This is a genomic window from Deinococcus radiopugnans ATCC 19172, assembly GCF_006335125.1.
In the GTDB taxonomy this organism is placed as follows: domain Bacteria; phylum Deinococcota; class Deinococci; order Deinococcales; family Deinococcaceae; genus Deinococcus; species Deinococcus radiopugnans.
This window is the reverse complement of the sequence record NZ_VDMO01000001.1, coordinates 63,660-90,352: the sequence shown is the minus strand read 5'-3', so window position 1 is coordinate 90,352 and position 26,693 is coordinate 63,660. Positions and strand designations below refer to the sequence as shown.

24 protein-coding genes are annotated in these 26,693 nt (G+C 65.8%); 10 read left to right on the top strand and 14 right to left on the bottom strand.

Translation table 11 applies throughout. The features are described from left to right. Positions 1-163: 163 nt before the first annotated feature. From FHR04_RS00370 to FHR04_RS00345, 6 genes are all read right to left on the bottom strand, one after another. On the bottom strand, positions 164-1,525 hold the full coding sequence (locus FHR04_RS00370; RefSeq protein ID WP_139399810.1) for a hypothetical protein: 1,362 nt from the start codon (positions 1,523-1,525) through the stop codon (positions 164-166). 68 nt (positions 1,526-1,593) lie between these two features. After that, positions 1,594-1,845: a hypothetical protein gene (locus FHR04_RS00365; protein WP_139399808.1), complete on the bottom strand. Its 252-nt coding sequence runs from the start codon at positions 1,843-1,845 to the stop codon at positions 1,594-1,596. A gap of 5 nt (positions 1,846-1,850) precedes the next feature. Then, positions 1,851-4,133: a tetratricopeptide repeat protein gene (locus FHR04_RS00360; protein ID WP_170213794.1), complete on the bottom strand. Its 2,283-nt coding sequence runs from the start codon at positions 4,131-4,133 to the stop codon at positions 1,851-1,853. Between the two features lie 26 nt (positions 4,134-4,159). Next, positions 4,160-4,879, bottom strand: coding sequence for a carboxypeptidase-like regulatory domain-containing protein (locus FHR04_RS00355; protein WP_139399804.1), 720 nt, complete (start codon positions 4,877-4,879; stop codon positions 4,160-4,162). A 13-nt stretch (positions 4,880-4,892) separates the two neighbouring features. After that, the gene (locus tag FHR04_RS00350; protein WP_170213793.1) at positions 4,893-5,756 is read right to left on the bottom strand and encodes a carboxypeptidase-like regulatory domain-containing protein; all 864 of its coding nucleotides are present in this window, start codon (positions 5,754-5,756) and stop codon (positions 4,893-4,895) included. A gap of 35 nt (positions 5,757-5,791) precedes the next feature. Continuing rightward, complete coding sequence (locus tag FHR04_RS00345) at positions 5,792-6,340, bottom strand: hypothetical protein (RefSeq protein WP_139399800.1); 549 nt, start codon at positions 6,338-6,340, stop codon at positions 5,792-5,794. Between the two features lie 187 nt (positions 6,341-6,527). On the opposite strand from FHR04_RS00345, the gene FHR04_RS00340 reads away from it, so the two are divergent. Both FHR04_RS00340 and FHR04_RS00335 read left to right on the top strand, forming a co-directional pair. Beyond that, positions 6,528-6,953, top strand: coding sequence for a nuclear transport factor 2 family protein (locus tag FHR04_RS00340; RefSeq protein ID WP_170213792.1), 426 nt, complete (start codon positions 6,528-6,530; stop codon positions 6,951-6,953). Continuing rightward, complete coding sequence (locus FHR04_RS00335; RefSeq protein WP_139399796.1) at positions 6,919-7,431, top strand: SRPBCC family protein; 513 nt, start codon at positions 6,919-6,921, stop codon at positions 7,429-7,431. The genes FHR04_RS00340 and FHR04_RS00335 overlap by 35 nt, the downstream gene beginning before the upstream one ends. Here FHR04_RS00335 and FHR04_RS00330 read toward each other — a convergent pair. Both FHR04_RS00330 and FHR04_RS00325 read right to left on the bottom strand, forming a co-directional pair. Next, positions 7,408-10,974 (bottom strand): ATP-binding protein, encoded by a 3,567-nt coding sequence (locus tag FHR04_RS00330; RefSeq protein ID WP_139399795.1) that lies wholly within the window; start codon positions 10,972-10,974, stop codon positions 7,408-7,410. The two genes, FHR04_RS00335 and FHR04_RS00330, sit on opposite strands and share 24 nt — an antisense overlap. Positions 10,975-11,053: 79 nt before the next feature. After that, positions 11,054-11,662 (bottom strand): TetR/AcrR family transcriptional regulator, encoded by a 609-nt coding sequence (locus tag FHR04_RS00325; RefSeq protein ID WP_170213791.1) that lies wholly within the window; start codon positions 11,660-11,662, stop codon positions 11,054-11,056. Between the two features lie 82 nt (positions 11,663-11,744). Between FHR04_RS00325 and FHR04_RS00320 the strand changes: the two genes are divergently transcribed. Continuing rightward, positions 11,745-12,170: an ester cyclase gene (locus tag FHR04_RS00320; protein ID WP_170213790.1), complete on the top strand. Its 426-nt coding sequence runs from the start codon at positions 11,745-11,747 to the stop codon at positions 12,168-12,170. Between the two features lie 21 nt (positions 12,171-12,191). Here FHR04_RS00320 and FHR04_RS00315 read toward each other — a convergent pair whose 3' ends face one another. Continuing rightward, complete coding sequence (locus tag FHR04_RS00315; RefSeq protein WP_139399788.1) at positions 12,192-12,659, bottom strand: MarR family winged helix-turn-helix transcriptional regulator; 468 nt, start codon at positions 12,657-12,659, stop codon at positions 12,192-12,194. An 89-nt stretch (positions 12,660-12,748) separates the two neighbouring features. On the opposite strand from FHR04_RS00315, the gene FHR04_RS00310 reads away from it, so the two are divergent. Next, positions 12,749-13,123, top strand: coding sequence for a cupin domain-containing protein (locus tag FHR04_RS00310; RefSeq protein WP_139399786.1), 375 nt, complete (start codon positions 12,749-12,751; stop codon positions 13,121-13,123). A gap of 76 nt (positions 13,124-13,199) precedes the next feature. Here the strand turns inward: FHR04_RS00310 and FHR04_RS00305 are convergent, their stop codons facing one another. The 5 genes from FHR04_RS00305 to FHR04_RS00285 all read right to left on the bottom strand — a co-directional run bounded on the left by FHR04_RS00305 (position 13,200) and on the right by FHR04_RS00285 (position 18,719). Then, positions 13,200-13,712 carry a hypothetical protein gene (locus FHR04_RS00305; RefSeq protein WP_139399784.1) on the bottom strand — a complete coding sequence of 171 codons (513 nt, stop codon included), beginning with the start codon at positions 13,710-13,712 and terminating at the stop codon, positions 13,200-13,202. Next, positions 13,709-14,698, bottom strand: a complete 990-nt coding sequence (locus tag FHR04_RS00300) for an ABC transporter permease (protein ID WP_249038897.1) — start codon at positions 14,696-14,698, stop codon at positions 13,709-13,711. Before FHR04_RS00300 ends, FHR04_RS00305 begins: the two co-directional genes overlap by 4 nt. A gap of 23 nt (positions 14,699-14,721) precedes the next feature. Continuing rightward, positions 14,722-15,753, bottom strand: a complete 1,032-nt coding sequence (locus FHR04_RS00295; protein WP_139399780.1) for an ABC transporter permease — start codon at positions 15,751-15,753, stop codon at positions 14,722-14,724. Between the two features lie 89 nt (positions 15,754-15,842). Then, complete coding sequence (locus FHR04_RS00290) at positions 15,843-17,561, bottom strand: ABC transporter substrate-binding protein (protein WP_139399777.1); 1,719 nt, start codon at positions 17,559-17,561, stop codon at positions 15,843-15,845. A 351-nt stretch (positions 17,562-17,912) separates the two neighbouring features. Next, positions 17,913-18,719 carry a carboxypeptidase-like regulatory domain-containing protein gene (locus FHR04_RS00285; RefSeq protein WP_139399775.1) on the bottom strand — a complete coding sequence of 269 codons (807 nt, stop codon included), beginning with the start codon at positions 18,717-18,719 and terminating at the stop codon, positions 17,913-17,915. 350 nt (positions 18,720-19,069) lie between these two features. Between FHR04_RS00285 and FHR04_RS00280 the strand changes: the two genes are divergently transcribed. The 6 genes from FHR04_RS00280 to FHR04_RS00255 all read left to right on the top strand — a co-directional run bounded on the left by FHR04_RS00280 (position 19,070) and on the right by FHR04_RS00255 (position 26,548). Further along, complete coding sequence (locus FHR04_RS00280) at positions 19,070-20,932, top strand: hypothetical protein (RefSeq protein WP_139399773.1); 1,863 nt, start codon at positions 19,070-19,072, stop codon at positions 20,930-20,932. Between the two features lie 270 nt (positions 20,933-21,202). Continuing rightward, entirely contained in the window at positions 21,203-22,060 is an 858-nt protein-coding gene (locus FHR04_RS00275) for a site-specific integrase (protein ID WP_139399771.1), read from the top strand. 137 nt (positions 22,061-22,197) lie between these two features. Further along, positions 22,198-23,175, top strand: a complete 978-nt coding sequence (locus FHR04_RS00270) for a Gfo/Idh/MocA family protein (protein ID WP_139399769.1) — start codon at positions 22,198-22,200, stop codon at positions 23,173-23,175. Positions 23,176-24,085: 910 nt separating this feature from the next. Then, on the top strand, positions 24,086-24,970 hold the full coding sequence (locus FHR04_RS00265; protein WP_139399767.1) for a hypothetical protein: 885 nt from the start codon (positions 24,086-24,088) through the stop codon (positions 24,968-24,970). A gap of 121 nt (positions 24,971-25,091) precedes the next feature. Continuing rightward, positions 25,092-25,985: a hypothetical protein gene (locus FHR04_RS00260; RefSeq protein WP_139399765.1), complete on the top strand. Its 894-nt coding sequence runs from the start codon at positions 25,092-25,094 to the stop codon at positions 25,983-25,985. Beyond that, positions 25,982-26,548, top strand: a complete 567-nt coding sequence (locus FHR04_RS00255; protein WP_211344155.1) for a hypothetical protein — start codon at positions 25,982-25,984, stop codon at positions 26,546-26,548. The genes FHR04_RS00260 and FHR04_RS00255 overlap by 4 nt, the downstream gene beginning before the upstream one ends. The last annotated feature ends 145 nt before the right edge of the window (positions 26,549-26,693 follow it).

Below are 26,693 nucleotides of genomic sequence, written 5' to 3'. Positions count from 1 at the left end.
TTGGGAATTGGAGGCCGTCCCACGGCTCATACGGACTCCGATTGAAAGGTGTTGAAAACACCTGGAAATCCGAGCGGAGCGAGCAGGAGAAAAACGGGTTCCGGGCGTGGAGTGTGGGAACCGGCGCTGTCCCGGTTTCTACACGAAACAGACGGAATCCGTATCAGTCCTTCGATAGGGCTGCGTAACGGGCGAAAATCATGTCTGTTCCCGCCTTGCACGCCGGTTTGGTGGTGTCGGGTCTGGCGAAACCGCCGGAATCGTCGGAGGCCGAGTAAGTCACCACGGCGCGGCCATCCGGGGCGATGGCGACGGACGGATCGTAGAGAAACCAGGCCGAGAGGGTGCAGTTGGGGTAGGGGATGATCTTATCGGCGGCCAGATCACTGCCGGACTCCACCGCAGAGACTTTCCAGGACTTGACGCCCGAGCAGTTGCTCTGGCAGCTCAGCAGCCTCACGTCACCGCCGTAGGACAGGGCAATCACCGGTTGATTCCCCCGCAAGGCCAGGCCAAGCCCTGGGTAAAGAGACTCGCCCTGCAACAGACCGGTGTTCGTCCAGTTGTCTTCCGTGCAGTTCTGATCGCAGCTCAGGTACCTCAGGTAGCCGAGTTCATAGTTGGGTAGCGTGGCGATCAAAGCGACTCTCGGCGCTCCCGATGAGGTCAGTTGCAGCGCCACCGTGGGCTTGGAGGTCAGCCGTGCCGTAACATAGACCGGTTGCAGCCCCACGGCATTCCAGCGGTCTGCGCGGTCACAGGCGCTGTCGCACTCGGCATATCCCACCACATCACTGTTGTTGGGGCCGCTGATCCCTTTGATCCGGCCAATCAGCGCCAGCCGCATCTGACCCCTGGCATTGAACCGCAACTGCACGTCACGCCACGCCTGATCGTCGTACAACAGCGCCGACCTCCAGTTCTGCGCCTGGGAACAGCCCGCGTCGCACCCCACAAAGTAGGTGTCGAAGCGGTTCTGGAGGGAAGCGATGATTTGCGGGTAACTGGACATGATGAAGCGCGGACGGTCCTGCGCGTCGAGCGCAAACGCCTCGCCGGAAATGTCCAGACCACGCTCGCCGAATGCCTGACGGTCCAGAATCACGGTGGTCTTCCAGTTCCTCTGTGCCGCACAGCCGGAGTCACAGGTGGCGTAGTGAACCCGCTGCGATGTGCTGATCAACACACGGGGCTGTCCGGCACGGGTCAGCGCCAGCATCACGTTCTGGACCGCGCCGTCGGTCTTGAAGCGCACGGCCTTCATCTGCGCTCCCTTGTTGCACGCAGAGGCACAGAAGCTGTAAAACGCGTCCCCCCGCGCATAGACCCGGTACACCGAGTGGACATTGCCCTGGGCGTCGGTTTTGACGGTGCTGCCCGCCGTATTTTCGGGAACATCGGTGGGCATGAAAAAACGGGCCGGACTGGAACCGGCGGGCGGCACATTCCCGCCCTGGACTGGATTGGGGGCGAGAAGACTCACCGCCACAGCGCCGAACACTGCGATCTGCTTGAAAAGGTTCATCTCTGAACTGCACCTCCTGGAGTCACGGATGTATCGGGCGAGATTGGGGTGTGACCGGGCAGTGGGCCTCAGCGTCTGGGCCTGGCCGCCTGCTTCTTCCGTGTTTTGGCAGAAGGTGAATCAGGCCCGCTGGAACCGATCCCCGGATCGTTGCCGAAGACGGCCAGCAGGAGACCCAGCCAGTCCCACAGGCGGATGCGTTCGGGGCGCTTCCAGCGGCGCCTTGGTGCGTGGCGGCGGGAGAGGTACCAGACGAAACAGCCCAGCACGAACAGCACCCACAGCAGGATCAGGACAGCTTGAACTGCTTCAAAATCCATCCGGATCAGGTCCCTGGCACGCTGGGCATGAAGCTGACCGAACTGCCCGGCCCCTCGAATTCCAGCCCCGCGCCCAGCTCGACAGCGCCCAGATTGAACTCGGCCCCAACGCTGGTGGAGGTTTCGCCCTTGATGCCGAAGTCCACCACCTTGCCGGTGCTGTCCACGGTCAGGTACAGGCCGTCTTTGGCGGTCGCCCCATTGCCCATCACCGCCGTGCCGCTGGACACGCCCGCCGAGATGGTGTAGATGCTGACGTCACTCTTCTGCTGCCCAAATTCTGGGAGCTGCTGGGGGCGCACGTTGCCCGCGCCAATCGCCTTGATAAATTTGTCGCGGGCGGTGGGGGGTCCCTGCCGCGCCCCTGCCGACGCCCGGCGCTCCACGTTGGCGAAGAGGCCGACACTGGTGCCCGGAAACGTTTTGGCCAGTTCCACCGAGACCTTCTCGCAGTTCATGCCGAACTGCACCAGCATGACCTTGACCGTGGCCGTGGCGGCGGGCTTGCAGCCGTTCCCCACCAGTTCGGTGTAGACCCCCATCTGGTCGTCCGGCACCGGCTTGGGCGGCATGGTCCGGGCGATGTACAGGCACGGCTCGTTCATGCGGTCCAGAGTGGAAAGATGCTCGCTGAAATAGCCAGGGACGATGCTGATGAAGGTCTTGCGGATCATCTGGTGATGCAGCCGCAACCCGGCCAGCAATCGTGGTTCGGAGGCGTACGAGATCACGGTGGTGTAGAAGAGGTCGATCTCCTCCACCAGGGGGCGGACGCTATGCGCCACGAACGATGAGCTGCCGCGCCACATGTTATTCCAGGTCACCAGACTGGAACATTTCTTGAGCTTCTGGTCGTATTCGGCCTTGTCGCGGCAGTACGAGTTATCGGTGGCGGAGTCGCAGGCCCGGTAGGCCGCGTCATGCTGTGCGTCAGCATTGGCGAACTCTCCTTTCAGGTGCGTCATGGCGTCTTGCTCGTTCTTCTGGTAGGTGGCCAGATCTTTGCCCAGCTTGCTGTACAGCGCCGTGAACCGGGTCTCGCGGAACAGCTGAAATTGCCCGGTGTGGAGCAGGCGAATCCTTGGCCCACTCAGGCGGTCATTTCGGACACTCGTGAGCAGATTGGCCACGCCTCGCTGGACTTGAGACAAGTGCGCCGCATCTGTTTTGGGGTCCAGCTTGCCCTTCATCTGCTCGTACTCTGCAGCCCGGCGGTCCAGCTTCGCCTCGTCGTAGGGGTCAAAGACCGTGGCAAAGTACGGCCACTCACCCACCGTTCCCCGCGAGAAGTCCAGCACGTCGCGCAGGTTATAGTCGGTGTCCTCCTTCTGATCAGCGGCAGGTATGGGAATGGGTAGCGGCACTGGAGAAGCAGATGCGGAGGACGGCTGAGCGGCTGGTGAAGTGGAAGCTGATTTCTGAGGAAGGGTATGGCGACTGCTGGACCGCGCCACTGCCGCCCGCGCTGGGCCGCACTTGCCCTGATTGCCCAGGGCCGCCGCCAGATTGCGCTGGGCCTCGGCCATCCGGGGGGCCAGCTTCACCGCCTGGGTCAGGAGTTGCTCGGCCTCCCTGTCGCGGTTCACCAGCATCAGCGCGTACCCCCGGGCCGTCAGGAGCTGGGCGGCGGGCGGATAGAAAGTGTTGCGCGGCCCCCCCCGCGCCTGTGACGCGTCCAGCAGGGCTAGCGCCTCGTTTGGCGCGCCCAGCACGGCGGCCAGCGAGCCAAGATTGAACAGGGCGTCCGCGTTCTTGGGCGTCTTTTCCAGCACCTTCAGGTAGGCGGCCACTGCCAGCAGCGGCACGCCCCGGCCGACGGCCAGCACCGCCGCCCTGTCTGCCCGGTCTGGGTCTGAGAGGGCGGCATTCTCCACCCACTCCTTCCACGCCTCCGGTGACAGGTGATCGGCCAGCGAGCCGTACAGGTTGGCGAGGGCCTGCACCACGCTCAGCTTGCGGTACTCCAGTACCTTGACGGCGGGCTGGGCGGCCTGTTCCTGCTTCAATCCCGCCTTCAGGGCGTCCAGCGCGGCCCTGAGTTGCCTGTACCCTTCGGACTGAGGAGGCATCTGTGCGAGCTGTTTTTCCAGCAGGGCCAGCTGTTGCGCCATCTGGGGGTTGGTCGCCTGGGACGCGTTCCCCGGGACCGGGCGTCTGGGAAAGATCGGGCAGGGCAACTGATCGCTGGGCGGCGGCTTGTGCAGGTCCATCAGGCCACGCACGGTGGAGGCGGCGTCGGCACTGGAAGAGAGCGGGGCGCACAGCACGCCCAGGGTGAGCCAGGTCATCCGAAGAGTGTTCGCCTGACTGACCATCAATGCCTGACTTCCAGAAACAGCGAGGGCTTGAGCTGGTAAAAGCCTGTCACAAAGGGGCCGGTGTAGCTGCTGCCCCAGGCGTAGTCCTCGTCCTCGCCGGGGCGTGGGCGGCGGCTGATCTGGAGGGGCTTACCCTCGTAGGTGGCCGTGACCCGGTACGTTCCCCACATGACGTTCGCCAGTACCGCCCCATCTGCCGACTTCAGAGGGTGGCCCCTGATGACGCTTCCCGCACTGCCGTCGGCCAGCTTGCCCACCGGGGTCAGGGTCAGCTCCACTTTGGTCTCGTCGATGTCGTAGACGCCGATGGCCGAACCCAGAAACACCCAGCCCAGGCTGCCGTAGGGATCGGCGCTGGTGGCGGGTTTCGGCTTGAAAGTGAAATTGCGGACGCCACCCTCGGTGCCGGCCAGCAGCTTGGGGTTCTCGGGAATCAGGTCGATGCCCACCTCGTAATCGCCGTACTTCAGGTTCACCTTCGCCGTGACATTCCAGGTGCCTATGGGCTTGCTGATATCCAGCTTGTACTTGCCGTTGGCATCGGTGTAGCCGATCACGTTGGTGTTGTAGAACAGCGTGTTGTCGGCAATGACGGTGGCGTTCTTGACGGGTTGGCCCGCCGCGTCCACCACGCGCCCAGTCACACTAGCCGACAGTGCCGAAGCCGAGCAGAGCGCGGTGAGGAGGAGCAGGCGGGAAAAAATGATTGTGGTCATGGGGACTCCTGAGTCACGGTTTGGCCGGCACGAAGTAATACAGGTTGCGGGTGGCCGTCCAGGTGGAGAGTTTGCCGACGCAGCTCTCGCCCGCCTTAAGGCCCTCGAAGGTAAAGGTGACGCTGGGCGCGGGCTGGCCGCTGTATTCCCCGGCCAGCAGCACGGGGCGCCTGGCTCCAGCGGGGGTCACGGCCACCGCGCTGGCCGCGTAGGTGCCCACCGGGACGTCGTAAATCTGCGAGATCTCGTTGGTCTTCAGCACCAGCTTCTTGCCTGGGCTGCCGTCAATCAGGGGGCCAACCGGGGTCAGGGTGACTTCCAGACGGTCCTCCGCTTCCAGACTGCCCATGTCCTCTCGGTAGGCAGCAGGCGGGAGGGCCAGCGTGCCGCCGTAAAAGCCGGTGCCCTTGTAGTCCTCCACGCCGGGGATCTTCCCGGACAGCTGCCACCGGAAGTTACGGGTGGTGCCGCTTTGCGCGTTGAAGGGCTGGTATTCGGCGGCGCTGGGGTGGGCCAGCCGGTAACAGTAGGTCTGGCCCTTGTACGTCACCGGATACCACGCGTGGGCGGTGTAGGGCAGGTATGGCAGGCCGTCCACCCGGTAGCGGCCATCCGGCCCGGTCAGCACGTCCACCACACCCGTCGTCAGGCCGGGCTTGATCCAGACGTGGAGGCCAGCCAGCGGTTTGCCCTTGTGATCCACGGCCTGCCCCTGCACCGTCCCGGCCTTGACCGGGGCAGCGTGAACCACGCTCAGCACCCCCAGGCCACAGGCGAGGGCCAGCGTGCCGGCCAGCACGGCAGGTCTAAAATCTGAGCGTCTGGAACGAGGTTCTGGGCGTTCGGCGGTCTGATCTCCGATCAAATTATTTTTCATGGACATTCCTCGTGACGTTGACCGAGACCTGAGCCTCATGCCAGCACCGCCTTTTCTTCTCGCCGCAGCGCCAGCGGCAGCAACACGACGCCGTAGACCAGCACGCCCAGCAACGCGGCGGCGGGCAGGGCAGGCTTGGCGAGCATCAGGAAGAAGACCCAGATCAGCGTGGCGAAGCGGACGCGGGCGCTCCAGCGCAGCGCCGAGTCCTGCCGCAGACCGGACAGGGCGTCCGCGCCGCCCCGGTGCAGGGCTTCCCCGAACCGCCCCAGCCGGGGCAGCTCCACGACATGCACCAGCGCGGCGATCAGGGCCGTGCCCAGCATGGACAGGATCAGCCACGGCGCGGCGAAGGCCCCGGCCAGCCCCGCCAGCCACAGCCCCGAGCCGATTAAAGTCAGAGGCGCGATGCGCGACAGGACGGTCAAGCGCTGGAGCGAGCCGAGCAGATGCCGGGCGGTGGGGGCGTCCTGGGCCGAGCGCAGGGCGGACATGCCCTGAAGCGTGGCGGCCTCCACGCAGACGAGGGTCAGGGCGCTGGCGACGTGAACGAGCAGCAGCAGGGCAAGGGTGGGTTGGGGCATGGACTCTCCTCCCAGGCACGGATCGCCGTGTCTTCGGGGCATGGGTCAGCCCGGCGATGGCCTGGAGGTCCGAGCCTGCCGCGCCGGGTGTGACTGGGCCGTGACTGGGCCATTCCCGGGCTGGCCCGCGTGGATCACGGGCCAGTCACAGCCCACGGCGCAGGCTCAACCCTCAAGGAGAGCCACCATGATTCAGACCGCCCCAGAACAGACGCCCACCGCCCAGACGCCCACGGCCCAGACCCTTGCCCTCCGATTGCTTACGGCCTTTGACGAAAAGGATTTGCCGACTCTTCAGGCGCTGATCGCCCCCAGCGCGGTCTTGCATGTGCCGGGCCGCAACCCGATGGCCGGCGACAAGCACGGGCTGCCCACCATCCTGGGTTTTTTCGCGCAGGTGGCCGAGCGCAGCGCCGGAACGCAGCAGGTGGACGTGACCGACGTGCTGGGCAGTGAACGCCATGCGGTGGCCCTCTGCACGGTGACCGCCACCCGGCTGGGCCGCACCCTGCACAATCAGGTGGCCTACGTGATGACCTTCGGGAACGGGCAACTGCTGTCGCTGCGGATGCACAACTATGACCAGCACCATGTGGACGGGTTCTGGGCGTGAGGGGGTGGGCATGAAGGTGACCGCCTCGGTCTGGATCGACCGCCCGGTGGGCGAGGTCTACGCCCTGATCGCCACGCCTGCCCACGATCCGCTGTGGCGCGAGGGCCTCCTGAAGATGAGCGCCGATCAGCCCGGCCCCGTGCAGGACGGCATGATCACCACCGACGTGCTGACGTTCCTGGGAACGGTTCACACCACCCGTTGCGTCGTTTCCCAGGTCAGGGAGGGCAGCAGCTACCAGTTTCGCAGCGTGGAGGGAGCCACTGCGGTGCGCGGCAGCCGCCTGACCGTGGCCGAGGCCGGTGGGACACGGTTCGTCGGCACGCTGGAGCTTGGGCTGACCGGGGCGTTGCGGCTGGCCTCACCCCTGCTGAAGCTGCTGTCCCGGCAGAGATTTGGGCGGGAACTGGCGCGGCTCAAACGCCACCTTGAGGCCCAGTCTGCTGGGCAGCGTTCATCCCTGGCCTCGCTGCCCTGAGAGTGGCAGGTCAAGGCTGTCCAGCACGGTCAGGAGGGCCTGCTGGGTGGGCCGGGCCAGGAAGGCATCGCGGTAGGGCGGCGGGAGCGGCTGACCAAGGATGCTGACCATCCAGTCCCGCGCCGCATGAGCCACGGCCAAGCGGCGTGCTGGATCAACGCCGGGCAGTTCCAGAAAAACCTGCCACGGCAGGGCGTGATCGTCGCGGGGTGGGGCGGCGGTCATGCGTGCGAGGGCGTCCTCCGCGTCCCGCGTGGCGGCGGGCCAGTCCTGACCCCCCGCGTGCCACTGCGCCCGCAGGGCCAGGGCGTGGGTCAGCAGTTCCGGGTGGGCCTTTTGCCGGGCCACGGCCAGCGCCTCCTCCAGCGAGTGGCGGCGTTCCTCGCGCGTGCGGCCCCCGAATCCTGCGTACGCCAGCTGCCACAGCCCCCGCGAGTACGTCAGGTGGGGCGCGGCGCTCAGGAAGGCGTCGGCGTTGGCAAACGCCCGCTTCGCCTGTTGATCCTGCCCCAGCAGGGCGTGAATCTGGGCCAGCCGGATCCACGGCACGCCTGCCGCGTCGTCACCCGGCATGGGGTCAGACAGCGCGGCTTCCGCTGCCGTCTGGCACTGGGGCACCGCCCCCAGCAGCCACAGCAAGTCCACCTGCACCCGCCACAGCACGCCTTTTGGCAGGGCTTCCCCAGTCGGCCATTCTCCAGCCGGCGCTGCCTTATCGGCAGCCTGTGTCATTCGCTCCAGCAGAGCCAGGGCTTCGGCGTAGGCGTGGCGCTGCACCAGATTGGCGGCCAGCCGCAACTGGTTGAAGTACTGGAGGCGGCTGAGCTGAGGCCCGCTGCCCGGTGAGCCCAGTTGCCGCCGGAAGCTGGCCGCCTCCGCCCGTCGCCCCTGATCTTCGAGGAGGGCGGCCACGCTCAGCTGTGCCGCCAGGGTTGCGTAGCGGTCTCCCAGGGCCGTGAACATGGCGGCGCTGCGCCGCGCGGCGTCCAGGGCGTCGCCGGGCTGCCCCTGCCGCATCAGCAGGGCCGCCACCGTGTACAGCAGCAGCGCCGCCGCCTGCGACTCCGGGAGCCGGGTAAACAGCGCCGTGGCGGCGTCCAACCGCTCCCGCAGCCCGGTCTGGTCGTGCAGGAAAGCCAGCGTCCTCAATTCGGCACGCAACAGCAGGGCGGACAGGGTGGCGTGCGGCAGCCCGCCGTCAGCGGCCAGCAGCGCCTGCCCCTCCCGCGCCAGGGTCAGGGTCTGCCACAGGGCCTGCCGCGCCTCATGGGAAGCGGAGGCGCGGCCCAGCATGTCCGGGGCGGCCAGGGCCACCGGTTGCAGTCTGGACTCGGCCAGACGCAGCGTGGCCTGCCCCAGCCGGGCCGCCGCACGCTGCACGTCGTCGGAGGCGAGGCGCAACAGCCCGTCCACGACGGGGCGCAGCGCTTCGGGCTGCTCCTCGGCCCACAGGGCGCTCAGGGTGTCCAGCCGCACGCCCAGGGCCAGGTCGAACTCCAGCGCTTCCTCGTACAGCGCCGCCGCCTGTTCGCGCAGCTTCAGGGCCGCCCCGTACTGCATCAGGTCGACCAGCCCCTGCGAGGCTTTCAGGAACCATGCCGCCGCCTGAAGGGGCAACCGGCCGCCCTGGTAGTGCCGGGCAATGCGCGCGGCGTTTGCGCCGCCCGGCCCGGCGGCCCTTTCCAGGGTACGGGCCGCGCCCCGGTGCAGCAGGATCTGGGTGGCCTCCGGCGTCCCGGCGCGGATCGCCACCCGCATCAGGTCATGCGCCAGCGCCTCGCCGCGCACAATGCCGGCGTGGCCCAGCTCGTCCCAGCCCTGCGCCGCCGCCAGCGGGCCGAGGTCCAGCACCTCGCCCACCTGATCCAGCGTGAATTCGCCGCCCAGCGTGGCCGCCGCCCGCGCCATCTGCAAGGCCGCCGGACTCAGCCGCGACAGCCGCCGGGCGATCACCGCCGCCACCTTCGTGGGCAGGCGGGGTGGATCGTCCAGCCCCCACCCGGACAGTCCCAGCCCGGCCTCCTCGCTCAGGTCGCGCACGGTCTCCAGAATGAACAGGGGATTGCCCCCGGTGGAGTCGCGGTAGCGGGCTGCCTGGTGCTGGGGGCGCTGCGGCAGATTCAGACTGCCCAGCAGCTCGCCTACCCCCTCCACCGACAGGGGCGCGAGGCGAAGATTGATCGCCAGGCCCGCGTCGGTCAGCGTCTGCACGCTGCGGCGGGCCGCTTCGGGCAATTCGTCGTCGCGGTAAACGTCGATCCAGACCGGAAAGCGCGCCTGCGGCGACGAGGCGAGCCGGGCCAGAAAATACTCGGCGAATTCGCTGGTGGCGTCGTCGGCGAAGTGGGCGTCGTCCAGCACACACACGTCGATGTCGGCGCAGGCCAGGCGGTTGAGTTCGATCATGGCGTCGAAAAAGCGTAGCCGGTCTGCCGCCGAGGTCAGCGGCGGACCTGCCTGCCCGAACACGTCCGGCACCAGGCGGGCCACCTCAGCGGCCACCCAGTCGGGCAGGCCCCCTGGTTCCCGGCCCGTGGGCCAGTGCTCGAGCAGGCGGCGGGCCATCCGGGCGGCGGTGGCGTAGGGCACGTGCCGGTCACCGGGCAGGGCCTCGAAGCGCAGCACGCGCCCGCGCCCGGCGGCGAAGGTCAGGGTCAGCAGGGTCTTGCCGATGCCCGCCTCGCCGCTGACGAAGATCATCTGGCCCTGTTCCCACGCCTGCGCCAGCACGCCCAGTTCGTGGTGGCGGCCCACCAGCGCGGGCAGCGCCACCGGTTCCGGGACAGCGCGGGGGAGGGCAGCGGGAGGCGGCGCGTCCTGCCGAATCCGCTCGGCCAGCGCCTGGGTTTCGGGCAACGGCTCCACGCCCAGCCGGTCACGCAACACCTGACGGCAGCGTTCGTAGGCCTGCAGGGCCGCGCCCCGATCTCCGCGTCTGTGGTGCAGCGTCATGACCTGTCGGGCGGCCTCCTCGCTCAGCGGTTCCAGACTCAGGGCGTGCTGGGCGTGCAGCAGCGCTTCGGCCAGCTGTCCCGCTGCGCGCAGCGTCTCCGACGCGCCCAGGGCCGCCCGCAGCCGCAGTTGCAGCAGACGTTCGCGCTCGCTTTCCAGCCACTCGGCGAAGTCCGGCGCGTCGTCGAAAGTCAGGTGTTCCAGCAGTTCACCCTGCTGGGCCGGGGGGTCCGGGACAGCGCCGGCCTCCATCTGCCGCTGAAATTCCAGGAGATCCACCCTGACCCCTGGGTTGAGTTCGATCTCGCCCGCGCCCTGAATGAATTCCGGCCCCAGGGTCAGCCGCACCCGCCGCAGCAACTGCCGCATGTTGGCCCGCGCCGCCGTCTCGCCCGCGTCCGGCCACAGCCACCCGGCCAGACGGTATTTGTGGGTGCGGCCCCGCAGCGCCAGATACGCCAGCACGGCGGCCAGACTCGGCTCGATGCGCCGGTGCGCCGGGCCGTCCAGCACATACACGCCTCCCAGCAGCTTCAGGAACCAGTCGTGGCCTGCCGCTGTTCTGGTTGGGGGAGGGGTACCGCCCGTCATGGGGCCTCAGTGTAAAACGGTGACTCCCGGCCGTGGTGCCCTTCCCCGGTGTCCGGGGCCGGCCTGAGCCAGAGCGCGTTCAGGGCAGGAACTGCTGCTTGAGCGTTCGGGCCAGCCACGCCTCGTAGGCGCCGGGCGTCCAGCCCCACGCTTCGACGAGTTCCTGATACACCTCGGCGCGCGTCAGGGCCAGGTGAATGGCGCAGATCTCCTCAAAGGTCAGGTCGGCGCGCAGCAACGGGGCGGTCTCCGCCAGCCAGGCCTGCATGCTCCTGCGCCGTCCGCTGAGCGCCGTTTCCAGTTCTGCTGCCGCCTCGCTGTCGACGGCGGCGGCAGAACTGTAGATCCTGATGATCGCCGCCCCGGTCTCCCACTGTCGCCGACTGGCCTGGGCATACAGTTCGAGCCGCCGCGCCGGGTCACTTTCCAGATGGGCCAGCCGGTACAGGTCGCGCACCTGTGAGGCGAGGTGCCACGTTTCGCGGATGGCCTTCAGCAGCCCGCGCTTGTTGGTGAAGATGGCGTAGACCGTGCTGACCGCCACCCCGGCCTGATCGGCGACGGCCTGGATGGTGGTCGGCCCATAACCCTGCTCCAGAAACAACGTCCTGGCGGCCTCGACGATCAATCGCTGCGTTTCCAGCGCCTGCCGCTGGCGGTGCGTGAGTCCACTCTTGACATCGTTCACAGGCAGGAGTATAACCCGAATCAATAGAGTTGGACTACAACGAGAAGGGGAGGTTGCTATGTCGGCTGAGCAGCACAGAGCGTTGACCCTCGAAACCCTGGAGCGGGGCATGAATCAGGGCGATCTGTCGGTGTTCGATGAGGTCGTGGCGGCGCACGGCGTGGATCACCAGGAGCCGCCCGGCACCGTGTATGCCGAGCACCTCAAGGAGGTGTTCACGCTGATGCGCGCCGCTTTCCCCGACCTGCATTTCGAGCTGCACCACATGCTGGCCGAGGGCGACATCGTCGCCTTCCACTCGACCATGACCGGCACGCACGAGGGCGTGTTCGGGATCGGGCCGTTCAGGAATCTGCCGCCGACCGGCAGAAAGGTTGCGGTGCGGCACATGCATTTCATCCGGTACGAGAACGGCAAGAGCACCGAGCTGTGGCACCTGATGGACACCCCCACGCTGATGCGGCAGCTGGGCATGATGCCGGCCTCGCCCCCGCAACCCAGGGCGTAACACGGTTCCTCTCCCGCTTCTTCAGCCCCCGGCGTCCGGCAAAAGCAGCCGCTCCAGCGTGGCCTGAAGGGTCTGGAACGGCCCTTCACCGAGTTTCCGCGTGAACTCCGCCGTGATCTCGCTTTTCAATGCTGCCGCGTCGGCCAGGAAGGCCTCACCGCGCGCAGTGAACACCACCAGCACGGCGCGTCCGTCGTCCGGATCGGGCTGGCGCTGGACATAGCCGGACTTCTCCAGCTCCGTCACGATCTGGCTGGCCGCCTGCTTGGTCATGGTGGCCCGCTCCGCCAGGGTGTTGATGCGGGTGCCGCCGACATCCAGGTACGGCAGCAGGCCCAGGTGGGTGGCGGTCAGGTGCGTGTGGCCGCGCTCGCGCAGTTTCTGGAGGGCGCGGGCGTTGAAGTGCCGCGCCGCCTGCTGCAACCACCAGCCGATGTGCTGCTGGCGGGGATTCGCCGCCGTGAGGGGGAGAGAGTCCTGGCGATTCATTGGTCAACCTCCTTGACTAAATTAGTCAGGTGGGTTTACTCTATCCACATCGGCGCTCAGATCGCCACCTCTGATCGCAAGGAGAAGCTATGAAAATTGTGCAGGCCCAGCACCAGCAGACCTTCACCACGCCCAACGCCGCCGTCGTTCCGCTGGCCACGCCGTCGCTTGGTGCGGCGCAGGTCAGCGTGATCCGGCAGCGGATGGCCCCAGGGCATCAGAATCCGGCCCACACCCAGACCCACGAGGAGGTGATGGTGATGCTCGGCGGCGCCGTGACCCTCACGGTGGCCGGGGAGAGCGCGGAGCTGCGCCGCGGAGACACCGCGATCATTCCCGCCCAGACCCCGCACAGCCTGTCTAACGTGGGGCAGGAGGACGCGGAATGGCTGATCGTCAGCACCGCCGACATGCAGTTTCATGGGGCAGACGGGAAGCTGATGACCCCGGAGTGGGCCAGGTAGACGGCGTGTTCCAGCGGTGCAAAGTGAATCCCCTCTGCCGATCTATCCAGCAGAGGGGTTCGTCGTTCGCCCACACTCAGATCAGAACCTTTGCCTCCTGGACACCCTCCGCAACGTCCTGGTTGAGGTAGGTCTCGTACTTCAGGATCTGCGCGATGGCCCCGGCGTGGTAGGCCGCGTGCGTCAGCTGGTTGATGATCAGGAGCAGCCTGTCGGTGGAGAGCGGCCCGGTCTGAAGCGTGCCGACCAGCGTTTCCAGGCGATCGGCCTCCGCAGTCAACAGGTGCAGGAGATCGGCCCAGGTCTCGTCGTCGATCTGGACGTCCCCCCACGACAGGCCCCAGTCCACGCTTTCCGGTGGCCGATCCGGATCCGTGTTCATGACGTGGAGGCAGAACAGGACGTGGGCGGCGTGCCGGGCGATGGTGGAGTTGCCGAACACCGAGCGGGACGCCTGGGTGCTGTCCACTCGCCTCAGTTTCGTGAGCAGGCCCTCAAACCAGTGGGTGTGGTGCGTGCCGCCGAACACCTGCTGGCACTGCCACCGCAGGGCGCGTTGCAGCTCTCTGGACAAGTTGTGCGGCGTCATGCGTCCTGCCGGGGATCGAAGGCGTCACGGGCGGCGTCGCCGACGAGGTTCCAGCCCAGGCTGAACAGCAGGATGGCCGCTGCCGGAAACACGGTGACGAACCAGTACGCCAGCGGCTGGCCGGGCGGCCCCTGGATCCACGCGCGGGCGAAGTTCATCAGTTGCCCCCAGTCGGCGTAGCCCACCGGAAAACCCAGCCCCAGGAAGGACAGGGCGGCGATGCCCAGCGGCACGGTGCCCAGATCCAGCACCACCTGGGTCAGCAGCGAGGTCAGGCTGTTGGGCAGGATGTGCCGGAAGATCAGCCGGGTGTCGCTGGCCCCCAGCGAGCGGGCGGCGTCCACGTATTCCAGCTCGCGCGTCCGCAGGATGTCGCCGCGCAGGATGCGGGCGTAGGAGGCCCAGCCGGTCAGCACGAAGGCCAGCAGGATGGTGGCCGCGCTGGGCTTGAACAGGGCCACCAGCACCACGGTCAGGATCAGGCCGGGAAACGCGAAGATGACGTCGATGACCCGCTGGATCACGTTGTCCACCACGCCCCGGTGGTACCCGCTGATGGCCCCGATCACCGTGCCGGTGACCAGATTGATCAGCACGATGATCAGCCCCAGCCGCAGCATGGTGCGCGCGCCCCACACGATGCCGTAGTAGATGTCGTAGCCCTGGCTGGTGCCGAACGGCGCGCCGGGTGCCGGGGGCGTCGGCACCGGGCTGAAGCTGATGCGGGTGATCTGGGCGCAACTGGCCGGGGCCAGAAACGTCTCGCGCAGGTACGCGGCCACCCCCGCCCCGAACCCGGTGGCCGGCAGGCCCAGATCGCGGGCGCAGTTGCCCCGGGGCGGCGCGAGGGCGGGCGCGAACACCGCCATCAGCACGAACGCGGCGATGATTGCCAGGCCGATGCGCGCCGACGAATCCCCGAGCAGTCGGCGGGCGGGCTTGCTGCGCAGCCACGCGAGGCGGGCAGGGCGCGGTGACTCGGACATGGAAGCGGGGTGCGGCTGCGTGGTCATGAGCCCACCCTCACGCGCGGATCGACGACGCCGTACAGCAGGTCGCTGACGGTGCTGACCACCACCACGATCACGGCGTTGAGCAGGGCGAAACCGATCACCCCGGGCACGTCGAAACGCAGCGCCGCCTGACCGCCCCACTCCCCGATGCCGGGGTAGCCGAAGATCGTTTCCGTGAACAGCACGCCGCCCAGCAGGCCGATCACCGTGAAGCCCGCGAAGGTCACGATGGGCAGCAGGGCGTTGCGCCGGACGTGCCGGGCGTTGACGACCTGCGCGGCCAGCCCCTTGGCCCGCGCCGTCCGCACGTGATCGGCCCGCAGGGTCTCCAGCACCTGCGCCCGCATCACCTTGAGGATCACTGCGCCGCTGGTGATGATCAGGGTCAGCGCGGGCAGCGCCAGATGGTGCAGCGCGTCCAGGAACATCGCGGGCCGCCCGTTGACCAGGCTGTCCACCAGGATCAGACCGGAATAGCGGTGGTACGCCGGATCGGTAAGGTTCAGCTGCTGCACGACGCTGAGGTTGCCATTGCCCGGAAACCAGCCCAGCGCCCCGTAAAAGACCACCAGTAGCAGGATGCCCATCACGAAGGTCGGCAGGCTGAAACCCACGATGGCCAGCAGGCGGAGGCTCCGGTCGAGCAGATCGTTGCGGTGCAGCGCGGCCAGCATCCCCAGCCACACGCCGACGCCAATGATGGGAATGGCACTGACCAGCGCCAGTTCGATGGTGGCGGGCAGGCGTTCGCGGATGGTCTCGGTCACCGGTCTGTTCGAGGCCCTGGAAAAGCCCAGATCCCCGTGCAGGGCGTCGGCCATCCAGTGACCGTACTGCACCAGAAACGGCTGATCGAGCCCGTGTTCACGGATGATGACCTCCAGATTCCGGGTCTGGGCTTCAGAGGTGACGTACGCCTGGGCGCGTTCCTCGGGCGACAGGAATTGCAGCAGCCCCACGATCAGCAGGGTCAGCGCCAGCATCACCAGCGGCAGCTGCGCCAGCCGTTTGACGACAAAGATCAGCATGAGTTGTCCTCGGGTGTCCTTGAGAAGCTGGAGTGGGGCCGGGGCAGCTTGACCTCCGCCGCCGGCCCGCGTGCTGTGCGCGGGGGGATCTACTTCTTGCTCAGTTCCCGCCAGTACGTGCCGGTGTAGCTGAAGCTCAGCATGGGGTTGAACTGCTCGGCACTGACGCCCCTGAGGTTGTCGCGCACCACCGTGAAGCCGATGCCCGCCGGCATCAGCAGGAAAGGGGCCTGCTCGAAGGCGCGGTTGCCGATCAGGCTGTACAGGCGGTCACGTTTGGCGCTGTCGGTGGTCGATCGCGCCTGCCTGACCCAGGCGTCGATGGTGGCGTCCTTGAAGTTCAGGCGCGGGCTGTAGAAGCCCTGCGAGCTGTAGAAGGTATTGATGAAGTTGTCGGGATCGGCGTAGTCCGGTACCCAGGCGATCAGGATCATGGCCTCGCGGCCGTCTTTGGAGTCGCGCAGCATCTCCGACCACTGCTTGCCCTCCACGTTGACCTTGAAGCGGGGATTGATCGACTCGACCGCCTGCTTGAGCAGTTCCATCAGGGTCTGCTGCGCCACGGCGCCCGCCCGGTAGTGGGCCGTGAACGTGAAGCCGTTTTTCCACAGCTGGCCGCCGAAGGCCCGCTTGAAGTACTGCTCGGCCTTCTTGGGATCGAAGGCGTATTTTTTGACCTTGGGGTCATAGCCGGGGAACGAGTCCGGCAGGGCCATGGTGCGCTGCATCCCCTGGCCGAGCTGCACCTCCTTGATGTAGCGCCCGTAGTCCATGGCGTAGGAAAAGGCCCGGCGCACGTTGACGTCGCTGAAGAAGTCGGCCGGGATGCCCTGGCCGTCCAGCTTGCCGCTGCCCAGCGCCCTGGCGTCGCTGATCTTCTCGTTCATGAAGATGACGCTGGCCGTGTTGTTCGGCAGATCGTCGATGATCCGCAGGCCCGGCTGCCCGCGCAGCTGCGCCAGCACGGGACGCGGCCCGGTTTCCACGATGTCGGCGTCCCCGCGCTTGAGCGCCTCCAGGCGCGTGGCCTGCTCCACGACGCGCTGGACGATGACGTTTTGCAGCGCGGGCGCCCCACCCCAGTAGCCCGGGAAGGCCCGCAGCACCGTGTTGTTGGCGTCGCGCTTGACCAGCGTGTAGGCGCCCGTGCCCGACGGGTTCTTGGACAGCGCCGAGTCGTTGAGGTTCTTGCCCACCCAGCTTTTCCACGTCTTCTCGGTGCCGTCCCATTCGCCGATCTTGATGGCGTGCTGCCGGTCGACGATGCTGGCCCCCACAAAGACGAGCTTGGCGAGAAAGGCCGGATCGACAGCCGCCAGGTTGAACACCAGCTGGTTCTGGGTATTGCACGCCACGGCCTTCGTGATCCTGGCCCAGGTGATCGACTTGTCGTTCAGCGCGTTGTCCGGGGTGCCCAGCAGCGGCTCGCTGAGAAACCAGGTCCACGACTCGGCGGCGTTCACCACCAGCGCGCGCCGGAAGGTGTACTCGGCGTCCGCGCAGGTGAAGGGATTGCCGCTGTGGAACTTGACGTTCTTCCGCAGGTCGAAGGTGTGGGTCTTGCCGCCGTTGCTGGCCTTGTGGCCCGTCGCCAGCAGGGGTTGCAGGTCTTTGACCGAACTGCCCTTGTACTGGTACAGCGTTTCGTAGATGTTTTCCACGTACTGCCCGGAGCCGGTGTCGTAGGTCATGACCGGGTCGAGGGTGGGGATATCGGTGGCCGTCTGAATCACCAGCGCGTTGCTGGGCGTGGCGGCGGTGGCGGTGGGCAGCAGGGCGAGGGTGAGGATGGACAGGGCTCGTTTCATGGGCTGCTCCTGGGCCGGTGCTGGGCTGCACGGCCGGGTGAAGATCCCAGCGCGCATGGGCACGGCCGCACAATCACGCGCTGCATCTGCATAGCGGCGATCTGAGGTCCGGTCCATCTGGGTCTGCCCGGCACCGTAGGCCCGCGGGTGTGACTGGGCCGTGACGGCCAGAGGCGCTGGCTGCCTTCCAGATGGATGGCGAGCGCCGGATCCCGCACTGGACCCCACCCGCGCGGCACAGACCCACACAAACGGTGGCAAAGTGGCGGCTTCAACCTCAGTCAGCCAGGGACGCCCGCGAAGCTCACTTCTGCAGGTCGAACAAATCTCTTGTGCCTGGGAAACGTGAGGCTACTGGTCCTGACATCGCTGCAAGATGGGCGGGCACTCCACATCGCTCACCTCCAGAAACATCGTGGGTCTGAGGGCGTAAAAGTCCCGCCAGAAGCCACCGGTGAAGCTTTTGCCGTACGTCGCATCCGGACCGCTGCTGACGGCCTTTCGGACGAAGAGATCCTGACCCTGGTAAGACACGGTTGCCAGATAGGTGCCATACATCACGTTCTTGATGATGTAGCCGTCGCCGGATTGCACGGGCTTGGCGGCAATGGTCTTGTTGGAAGAGCCGTCGGCGAGCGTTCCCACCGACTTCAACGTGACAGTCATCTCGCCGGGATCGCCGTAAAAGCCGATGCCCGTGCGGATATTGACCAGCCCCAGATTGCCGTACTGCGTTGCTGCGGGCTTGAAGGAGAAATTTCTGACCCCACCCACGGTGCCGGCCAGCACCTCGTCCGACTCGGGAACCAGATCGATTGGGATGGTCTGCCCCTCGTAGTTGAGAGTCATGGTGGCCGTCACGTGCCAGGTGCCGACGGGCTGACGGATATCCAGCCTGTAGGTTCCCGAGGCGTCCGTGTAGCCGATGACATTGGTGTTGTAGAACAGCGTGTTGTCGGCCACGACCTCGGCACGAACGATGGGATGTCCCTGTTCGTCCACGATCTTCCCGGTGACGTACCCCGCCTGGGCCGGCAGCGGTTCTTCCTTGCCGGGCGGGGGGCTGGCGCCTGCGTCACCACCCCCACAGGCCGTCACGGTCAGGCTCAGGCCCAGCAGGGCCGTCAGAAGAAGCGCGGACTTGGAAAGACGGTTCATGGTTGTTCCTCCAGAGGTCAGGGGCGAGGCCACCGGCAATGTTTTCCCGCTGACCGCTCGGGCACGCTAGGCCTCCACGCGTGACCCGGCTGTGACAACCGCGGGCGCCGGTGCCGCCGCAACACCGGGGTCGGTTGCGAGCTCGAGTGACCCTGCTGTGGCAACGCGCCCACTTCGGGCGACGTTCCATGCCGCTCTGAAGAACAGCGCCCCGGTTTTCCACGAGGCGGTGGCGTGACTGGGCAGCGGACTGAACCCTCCGCGCGAGGCGTCATCCGCCACCCTGTCACGCGTCAGTCACAGCGTGACCCATAACGTGCCCCCGCCCTACTGGCGAGGAGAGATCACCCATGCAAAAGAAGAAGCTGCACAGCCTGAATGCCGTCCTGCTCACCGCCGTCCTGTCTGCCTGCACCACTGGGGGGCCGGTCCCAAGCGCCACGATCAAAACCATTGAACTCAGTGCCGCATCGGCCAGCCTCGCGGTGGGCCAGAGCACCACCCTGACCGCCGTCGCCAGGGACGCTCAGGGAGAGATCGTGCCGAACACCGACTTTGCCTGGAAGTCGAGCCGCGAGACAGTGGCCTCGGTGGCGGGCGGGGTGGTCAAGGGACTGACCGCAGGTGACACGCAGATCACCGCCAGCGCAGATGGCGTGACCAGCACCGCCGCCCAGGTGACCGTCACCCAGACCCAGCCCGCCGGCAGCTTTGACCTGACGCTTTCCGCCGACAAGCTCCCGGTCGTCACGGGCAAAAGCGCCAGCCTGACGGTCAATCTCGTCCGCAAGCCCGGCTTTACCGGCGCGGTGGGTGTCGGCCTGTCCGGCCTGCCCACCGGAGCCACGAGCAGCGCCGTGACCATCCCCGAGGGGCAGACCAGCGCCACGGTGACGGTGAGCGCGGCTGCGGGCGCCGCCCACTCGCTGCCCACCGCCGTGACCCTGAGCGGCACCGCCACCGGCTCTGCAACCGTTTCCAAACCGATCACCGTGACCGTCCGTGGCCCGGCGGGGAGCCTGGACACCACCTTTGGAACGGGCGGCATCGCCCGGCAGCCTATCGGGGAGGCTGCCGACTACGGCTACGCCGCGGCGCTGCAACCCGACGGAAAGCTGATTCTGGTGGGCAGTGTCTATGGTCCCCATTTCGAGAATTTCGGCATTGCCCGCTTCACCCGCGACGGCGCGCTCGACGCCTCGTTCGGGAGCGGCGGCAAGGTCGTCGTGGATTACGCCCAGGGCCGCGACATCGCCCGCGCCGTCGCGGTCCAGCCGGACGGCAAGATTGTCGTGGCGGGCGGCACGGTCGTTGACGGGGACGGAGAACGCTTCGGATTGCTTCGCCTGAATGGCAACGGCACGCTGGACACCAGTTTTGGGACGGGCGGCAAGCTCACCACCGCCTTCACGGGCAGCGACCATGACCGCGCGAACGCGCTGCTGATTCAACCGGACGGCAAGATCGTGGTGGGGGGCCAGGCCAGTTTCAGCAGCGCGGCCGGCGGCGTGGACTTCGCGCTGGCCCGCTATCTGCCCAGCGGGGCGCTGGACGCCAGCTTCGGCACGGGTGGCCGGGTCACGACCCCGATCAGCGCTGAGGGTGGCTCGGACAAGATCCTCGCGCTGGCGCTCCAGGGCGACCGGATCGTCGCGGCGGGCGGCGACACGTTTCAGCTGGCCCGGTACACCGCGTCTGGGGCGCTCGACCCCACCTTCGGCACTGGCGGGAAAGTGCCGAAATTCTTCCCCGGCAACAACAGTGGGGCCACATCGGTCGTGGTGGACGCCCAGAACCGCCTGGTGGTCGGCGGGCATGACCAGATGAACACCGCCGTGGTGCGGCTAACCAAGGATGGTGCGCCCGACCCGACCTTCGGCAACGCGGGCAGGACCGTCTTGAAACTCAACCCCAGCAACTGGAACGTGGCGACCGCCGTCGCCGTGCAAACCGACGGCAAGGTGGTTGCCGGCAGTTGGGTCTACGAGGGCAACAGCTCCAACGACAACTTCGCGGTGACCCGGCTGATGGAAACCGGTCAGGTCGACCCTGACTTCGGAACCGGTGGGACCACCATCACCAGGGGGCCTGCGGGCAAGCGGTCCACCGCCCGCGCCGCACTGCTGCAACCTGACGACCGCATTCCCGCCACGCGGATCGTCCTGGCCGGCGACAGCAACTCCGACTTCACCCTGACCCGCTACTGGCCCTGAGACGCGAGCAGGGAAGGCCAGTCTCCGTGAACAGCCTGAGACGGCCTCTGCTCCGTGGGGGAACGCCGGAGCAAATGCCACCTGCTCCTCTCAGCGCCGCTCCTTGGGCCACTGTGCCGCTTTCCGGGATACTGTGAAGGCAGAGAACGCCCGGTCACATTGCGTGCTGCCGCCGCCGAGGTCAGGTGGGTGGCGGGAGACGCAAGACCGGGGCGGGAGCGGGGCCTCCAGGCCCGGCAGCCGGTAACGCCAGTTGGCTTACACTGGCCTATGCCTCCCACCGATGAGCGTGCCCGCAAACTCATCCAGGCCCTCGAACGCGCCGATCTCGATGGCCTGATCCCGCTGTTGTCCGGGATCTGGCCGCGCCCCGACAACGAGGTCTACACCGCCCTGCGCCTGATTTTCGCCCAAGCGCAGCAGGACCAGATCAACCTGGCCGATCCGCCGGACGACTTCCATACCTGGCTGCTGCAGGCGGCGGCCCGCAACCAGAACGGGGCAGAGGCCCGGTCCAACACCATTCGCCTGCGGCTTTCGCTGCTCTCCAAGATGTACAGCACGCTGCAGGACGAGGGGCTGCGGCCCAGCCATCCCCTGCGCGGCATGCCCCGGCCTCCCAACGAGCGTCTGAGCGAACCGCTGCTCTCACGCACCGATCTGGAACGTCTGCATCAGCAGGTGCAGGCTGATGCGGTGCTGTACGCTGCGCTGATTCTCATTGACCAGCACGCCTACCGGGTGCGCGATCTGCTATCCCTGCACTGGGAGGATTTCGATCCCGACACCGGCTCGGCCCTGCGCCCCCACGCCCTGACCCGACTGAGCGACACGGCGCTCGCCGCGCTCAGGCCGCTGCGCTCGGCGGCGGGCGGCGAGTTCTACGCCCGTGGACGGGTCTTTCCCTACAAACAGGAACGCGACCTGCGCGCCGCCCTGTTCAGGGCCTGCAAGGCCGCCAACGTGCCGTACACCCCTCCCGGCGAGCTGCGGCGGGTGTCGCTGCGGGACTACCCGCACACGCCGCAGAGCGCCGGCTTCAGCGCCCGGGATACCCGCAAGCTCGCCCAGGCCACCAAACTCGCCCAGGGGCTGGCAGACGCCTTGACACCTTCCTCAGAGGCCTGAAGCCAGCTGTCGGTCGATCTGCACCAGGAAAGGGCAGGAGCGGTCCTGACAAACCCACCGGCTACGTCGGCACGACGACGTCGCAGCCCCCGGAACGAAACGAGAAGCAGGCCGGCAGGGACGCTATGCTGAGACACATGACGTTTCGCTGGGGCATTCTTGGCGCGGCCCGAATCGCCCGCGCGTTCATTCCTGCCATTCGGTCCGCAGGGGGCGAGGTGGTGATGCTGGGGGCGCGGGAGCCGCAGTCGTCCCGCGTTCAGACCTTTGCGAGCGACTGGGCCATTCCGCGGACCGGCACCTATCAGGAGCTGATCGACGCCGAGCTGGACGCAGTCTACATCGCCCTGCCCAACGCCCTGCATCTGCCCTGGAGTACGGCGGCGCTCCAGGCCGGCAAGCACGTGCTGACTGAAAAACCGCTCACCCTCAACGCGCAAGAAGCGCGCCAGCTGGCCGAGGTGGCCGCGCAGACCGGCCTGGTCCTGCTTGAGGGCTTCGCCTACCGCTTTACGCCGCAACACCGCGCGCTGGCGGACGCGGTCCATACCGGCCAACTGGGCGAGGTCCGGGCCTACCGGGGAGCGTTCGGGTTTACTGTCCGCAATCCCGAGGACATTCGCCTGAACGCCGGACTGGGCGGCGGCGCCCTGTACGATATCGGCTGTTATCCGGTCAACCAGGCCCGGATGCTGCTGGGCGAGCCCCTTGCGGTGACGGCCCAGGCCCGCTGGACCACAGGCGGCGTGGACGTGTCGATGTCCGCCGTGCTGGATTACAGCCACGTCGGAAGCGGCGCGCTGGCCAGCATTGACTGCGGCTTCGACTGGCTGTCTGGAGGCCGGATCGGCCGCGCTCAGGTGCTGGGCACCGGCGGCGTGATGGAACTGGACCGGGCCTTTTTCAGCGATGAGCCGGAGTTCATCCTGACCCGCGACGGCGAGCCGCAGACGCCGGCCCCCGGCAATGGCTACGCCCTGATGGCGGCCCACTTCCAGCGGGTCGTGCGGGGCGAAGAGACGGCGCTGTACCCGCCTGAAGACGCGGTCAGGCAGGCCAGGGTGCTGGACGCCCTGCTGCAGTCGGCGCGCGAGGGGCGTCGGATTACGTTATGAGGTGATCACCGGCGCGGCCATTGCACCGGGCACGGCCAATTCAGAGGGCGCAGGTGAAAGAGAGGAGCGACAGAGCGCGCCTGACTCTTCGGGGGCAGCGCTGCCCCCGTCAGCCCGCACGCCATGAGGCAGATGGGAACGGCAGACTGGCCAGCCCTTCACGGCTCAGAGTCAAGGGATGCGGGTATGTCATTTCAGGTCCATTGAGAAGCCACCGACCTTAAAGACTCGCCCTACCCATCCAACATTCACACCATGAGACCAGGACACCGACTTTATGCGTCGGTTCTGAACTGGTCACCTGCCAGGGCGTGCCTGAATCTACGTTCCCACCGACAAAAACCTGCAGAAATCAACCCGTCTTGGCTTGCCGACGCTTGAGTTTTACTTTGCTCATTCCGCTAACAATGGCAAATCAAAGCCAACTGCCGTTTCAGCCTCTTTAACGACGCGCCCGAAGGCGAAATAAGCGTACAGCTACAGCCTTTCTGTGCTGTCTGCGTCTCACCGCCTCCCCGGAACGCTAATTCATCGACGATTATATTAACGACATTCTAATTTTATTTAAATATTAGATTCGAGCGCGAAGTATTCTCAACGACAATCGATAAAATTGCTGTCTCAAACGGCATTTACACTTTGCCAAACATGTGCGAAAGGTGATAGAGAACTGGGAAATGCGTCCAATGTAGGAAAAAATAGCAACGTCTAGTCTCATAAAGAATGTCCTCCCGCTTAACCGAGGCGTAACGCACCATTTACTACCTTCACATCACACGCGGCACACACAAAGACGAGAGGTGCGGCGCTTTCTGACAAAGGGGGAAGAGAGATAGGGGGAAACACAGTGCGCTCAGGCCGATCTGCAATGACCACAAGTGAGGGTAGGGGAAGGAAAGGGGAGTACACCATGCGTAAATTTTGGATGACCGCTCTGATGATGACTGTTGCTGTGGCAGGAGCTCAAACCATTAGTTACACTACGGAGTCTGGACCAGACGACGTGGATATCGGCAAGAAGACCGCAACGGTTCACCAGACGGTCAACCTCAAGCTACCCGAAGCGACGGCGCTCCATCTGGACGCTACCAAACTGACCTTCGATATCAGTAAGCTCAGCGCAGATGAACAGAGAGAATCCAAGATGTACTGTGCCTACGGCTTTGGCCCTGACGTCGCTTCCTCGACTAATCCTAACTTTTGGAATCAGCAGCAGGTTCTGCCGCTAGGAACGAAATACGAAACCACTGATACGTGGGGCGAAATTAACGTTATTGCAGGTGAGCAGATTACAAGTTACCCACCCATCAAAAAAGACGCCAATAAAGAAGTTGACAACGCGACCAAGGCCTACTTTGTGTGTTACCGGTCCTTCATCATCCAGAAGTTCTCCAACGTGGGCAATTTCAAACTAAGCGTGACACGAAATAACCCAGCTGTTGGGGAACAGGGCCGGCAGATGATGTATATCCAAGACAATCCTTGCAGCACTTTTGGTGGGCCAACCGGGCTCTATAAGCTTGAACCCGGAGCCACCCGAGAGCTTATTCCTATGGATAAAACCACTGGAACCACAGGAGCGCGCGCTGCCGGCACCACCGGACAAACTCAGCCAGAACTCGGTGGTGGATCGAACAAGTGCCGTCCACTTACCAGCTGGCTTGATGATCTGGTCGTTATCGCGGTGGTGGTGGATGGCGACCGGGCCGGTAACAACAATGCCGTACTGACCTACACGTTGGAATCAAAAGACACGCCCTTCGAGCTTGCCGACTCTGACGCCACCGGTAACTAAGTGACGGGGAGCAGCGCCAAGGCCAATAGGCGCTGCTCCCATTTATCGGGGCGGCCGGCTTTCCGGTGTTACTGAATTCGGAGCAGCTCCCTTTCGCACTCTCATCCTGTCCGGAGGCTTCATGCGTCCCCTTGCCCGTTTGCTTGCCTTACTGCTCTTCCTATTTGCAGTCACGGCGGTCGCTCAGGCCACCGTCGGCGTGGACCCAGTAGCTCGTCTGTACACTGCCACCCCAGGCCAGACCATCACACAGGTGCTGAACATCTACAATCCTAACCCCAGCGAACAAAAGTTGCGGGTCGTCGCCTACCTGACCGATATGAACGTCAGTGAGATTGGCGAGACCGAGTTTCCCCCGGCGGGTACCGTGAAGGAAAGTAGTGCGGCGTGGACCACCTTCACCCCGGCTGAGATCGAACTAGGCGGCGAGGAGACCAAACAGGTCCGGTACACCATTCAGGTACCCGCCGACGCCACGCCTGGCACACACTGGGCAATGCTGATGTTTGAGGCTCAGGAACCGGCGGCGATACCCGGCAAAACACTGGCCTCCTTCCGGCTGCGGGTGGCCCATACCATTTACGTCAACGTTCAGCCAACCAAGGCAGACGGCAGCATCACGGGCATTTTTGATTCTCTTCCACAAAATGAGACGGGGAACTACCAAATTGCAGTGCAATACACTAATACTGGAAATGCCGTTACCGGAGTGAAAGGACGAGTGGAACTGCGTGACGCGGACGGGAATCTGGCCGCCACTCTGCCGCTCTCACTGGTCGTGGCATTGCCCAACCGCACCGTACTACTCAAGAGTGCCTGGGGCGGGCCCGTGCCCAAGGGCCAGTACAGCGCCCTGGTGATTCTGAACAACGGGGACAAGAACAAGGACATTCTGGGCGAACATGTGGTCACCCTACCCTTTGATCTCAAACCGCCGGCCACCACGGCAGACCCTGAGTCCAACGGTGCCAACTCGGCCCCTTCTGGCCCTGCTAAGACAGGAGGCAAACCATGATCCGCCCGCTGCTGATCGCTGTTCTATTGAGCGCGCTCTTCGGGGAACATGCTACAGCGCAGAGCCTGCCACCTCTGCCTGGCACACCTGTCCCCGGCGCGCCTCTGCCGGGCTCGGGCAACCCAGGGGCACCTTCTCAAACCGACGCTACTGTGCGGCCATTGATTCCCGATGTCATCTCACTGCGCCGCCCGAACACCGCCGTGATTTTCGACATCAATGCCGGCAACTACCCGCCCACGACGTTTCCGGCCCGCTATCTGGCCCCAGTGCAAGCCTTCGGCGTGTTCAGCAATGCCGCCAAGCCTTGGACGGTGCAGATGGAGGTTCATTCCCAACCAGACACGCAGGGCCGGGCCCTGCCCAGCAAGCAGATGCACTACCGCGTCAACGGGGGGCCGTGGCTAGACGTGACCGGCACGCCCCAGATGGTGTTCAGTAACGTCGGGCCGTCGGGTGGCTGGCTACCATTAAACATCGAGTTCGCGCTGGATCTGACCGGTGCAGAGGCCGGCGGTAGCTACCTGTTCGACGTAGCGTTTACGGCGCTCGTGCTGCCCTAAACCCAACAACCGCCTCTGGACACGGACGCCGGCGACCGGCGAATACGCTGTCGGTGGGCGTGACCCCACGTTTCATTCAGAAGGAGTGCCCTGCATGTCCCGCCGCCTCACTTTGCTTGCGTTATTGCTCCTCGTGCCCCCTGCC

What these genes read in the sequence shown, in the direction of transcription:
- FHR04_RS00370 (WP_139399810.1), bottom strand. Translation starts at nt 1,525, where the DNA reads ATGAACCTTTTCAAGCAGATCGCAGTGTTCGGCGCTGTGGCGGTGAGT.
- FHR04_RS00365 (WP_139399808.1), bottom strand. Translation starts at nt 1,845, where the DNA reads ATGGATTTTGAAGCAGTTCAAGCTGTCCTGATCCTGCTGTGGGTGCTG.
- FHR04_RS00360 (WP_170213794.1), bottom strand. Translation starts at nt 4,133, where the DNA reads ATGACCTGGCTCACCCTGGGCGTGCTGTGCGCCCCGCTCTCTTCCAGT.
- FHR04_RS00355 (WP_139399804.1), bottom strand. Translation starts at nt 4,879, where the DNA reads ATGACCACAATCATTTTTTCCCGCCTGCTCCTCCTCACCGCGCTCTGC.
- FHR04_RS00350 (WP_170213793.1), bottom strand. Translation starts at nt 5,756, where the DNA reads ATGAAAAATAATTTGATCGGAGATCAGACCGCCGAACGCCCAGAACCT.
- FHR04_RS00345 (WP_139399800.1), bottom strand. Translation starts at nt 6,340, where the DNA reads ATGCCCCAACCCACCCTTGCCCTGCTGCTGCTCGTTCACGTCGCCAGC.
- FHR04_RS00340 (WP_170213792.1), top strand. Translation starts at nt 6,528, where the DNA reads ATGATTCAGACCGCCCCAGAACAGACGCCCACCGCCCAGACGCCCACG.
- FHR04_RS00335 (WP_139399796.1), top strand. Translation starts at nt 6,919, where the DNA reads ATGACCAGCACCATGTGGACGGGTTCTGGGCGTGAGGGGGTGGGCATG.
- FHR04_RS00330 (WP_139399795.1), bottom strand. Translation starts at nt 10,974, where the DNA reads ATGACGGGCGGTACCCCTCCCCCAACCAGAACAGCGGCAGGCCACGAC.
- FHR04_RS00315 (WP_139399788.1), bottom strand. Translation starts at nt 12,659, where the DNA reads ATGAATCGCCAGGACTCTCTCCCCCTCACGGCGGCGAATCCCCGCCAG.
- FHR04_RS00310 (WP_139399786.1), top strand. Translation starts at nt 12,749, where the DNA reads ATGAAAATTGTGCAGGCCCAGCACCAGCAGACCTTCACCACGCCCAAC.
- FHR04_RS00305 (WP_139399784.1), bottom strand. Translation starts at nt 13,712, where the DNA reads ATGACGCCGCACAACTTGTCCAGAGAGCTGCAACGCGCCCTGCGGTGG.
- FHR04_RS00300 (WP_249038897.1), bottom strand. Translation starts at nt 14,698, where the DNA reads ATGTCCGAGTCACCGCGCCCTGCCCGCCTCGCGTGGCTGCGCAGCAAG.
- FHR04_RS00295 (WP_139399780.1), bottom strand. Translation starts at nt 15,753, where the DNA reads ATGCTGATCTTTGTCGTCAAACGGCTGGCGCAGCTGCCGCTGGTGATG.
- FHR04_RS00290 (WP_139399777.1), bottom strand. Translation starts at nt 17,561, where the DNA reads ATGAAACGAGCCCTGTCCATCCTCACCCTCGCCCTGCTGCCCACCGCC.
- FHR04_RS00285 (WP_139399775.1), bottom strand. Translation starts at nt 18,719, where the DNA reads ATGAACCGTCTTTCCAAGTCCGCGCTTCTTCTGACGGCCCTGCTGGGC.
- FHR04_RS00280 (WP_139399773.1), top strand. Translation starts at nt 19,070, where the DNA reads ATGCAAAAGAAGAAGCTGCACAGCCTGAATGCCGTCCTGCTCACCGCC.
- FHR04_RS00275 (WP_139399771.1), top strand. Translation starts at nt 21,203, where the DNA reads ATGCCTCCCACCGATGAGCGTGCCCGCAAACTCATCCAGGCCCTCGAA.
- FHR04_RS00270 (WP_139399769.1), top strand. Translation starts at nt 22,198, where the DNA reads ATGACGTTTCGCTGGGGCATTCTTGGCGCGGCCCGAATCGCCCGCGCG.
- FHR04_RS00265 (WP_139399767.1), top strand. Translation starts at nt 24,086, where the DNA reads ATGCGTAAATTTTGGATGACCGCTCTGATGATGACTGTTGCTGTGGCA.
- FHR04_RS00260 (WP_139399765.1), top strand. Translation starts at nt 25,092, where the DNA reads ATGCGTCCCCTTGCCCGTTTGCTTGCCTTACTGCTCTTCCTATTTGCA.
- FHR04_RS00255 (WP_211344155.1), top strand. Translation starts at nt 25,982, where the DNA reads ATGATCCGCCCGCTGCTGATCGCTGTTCTATTGAGCGCGCTCTTCGGG.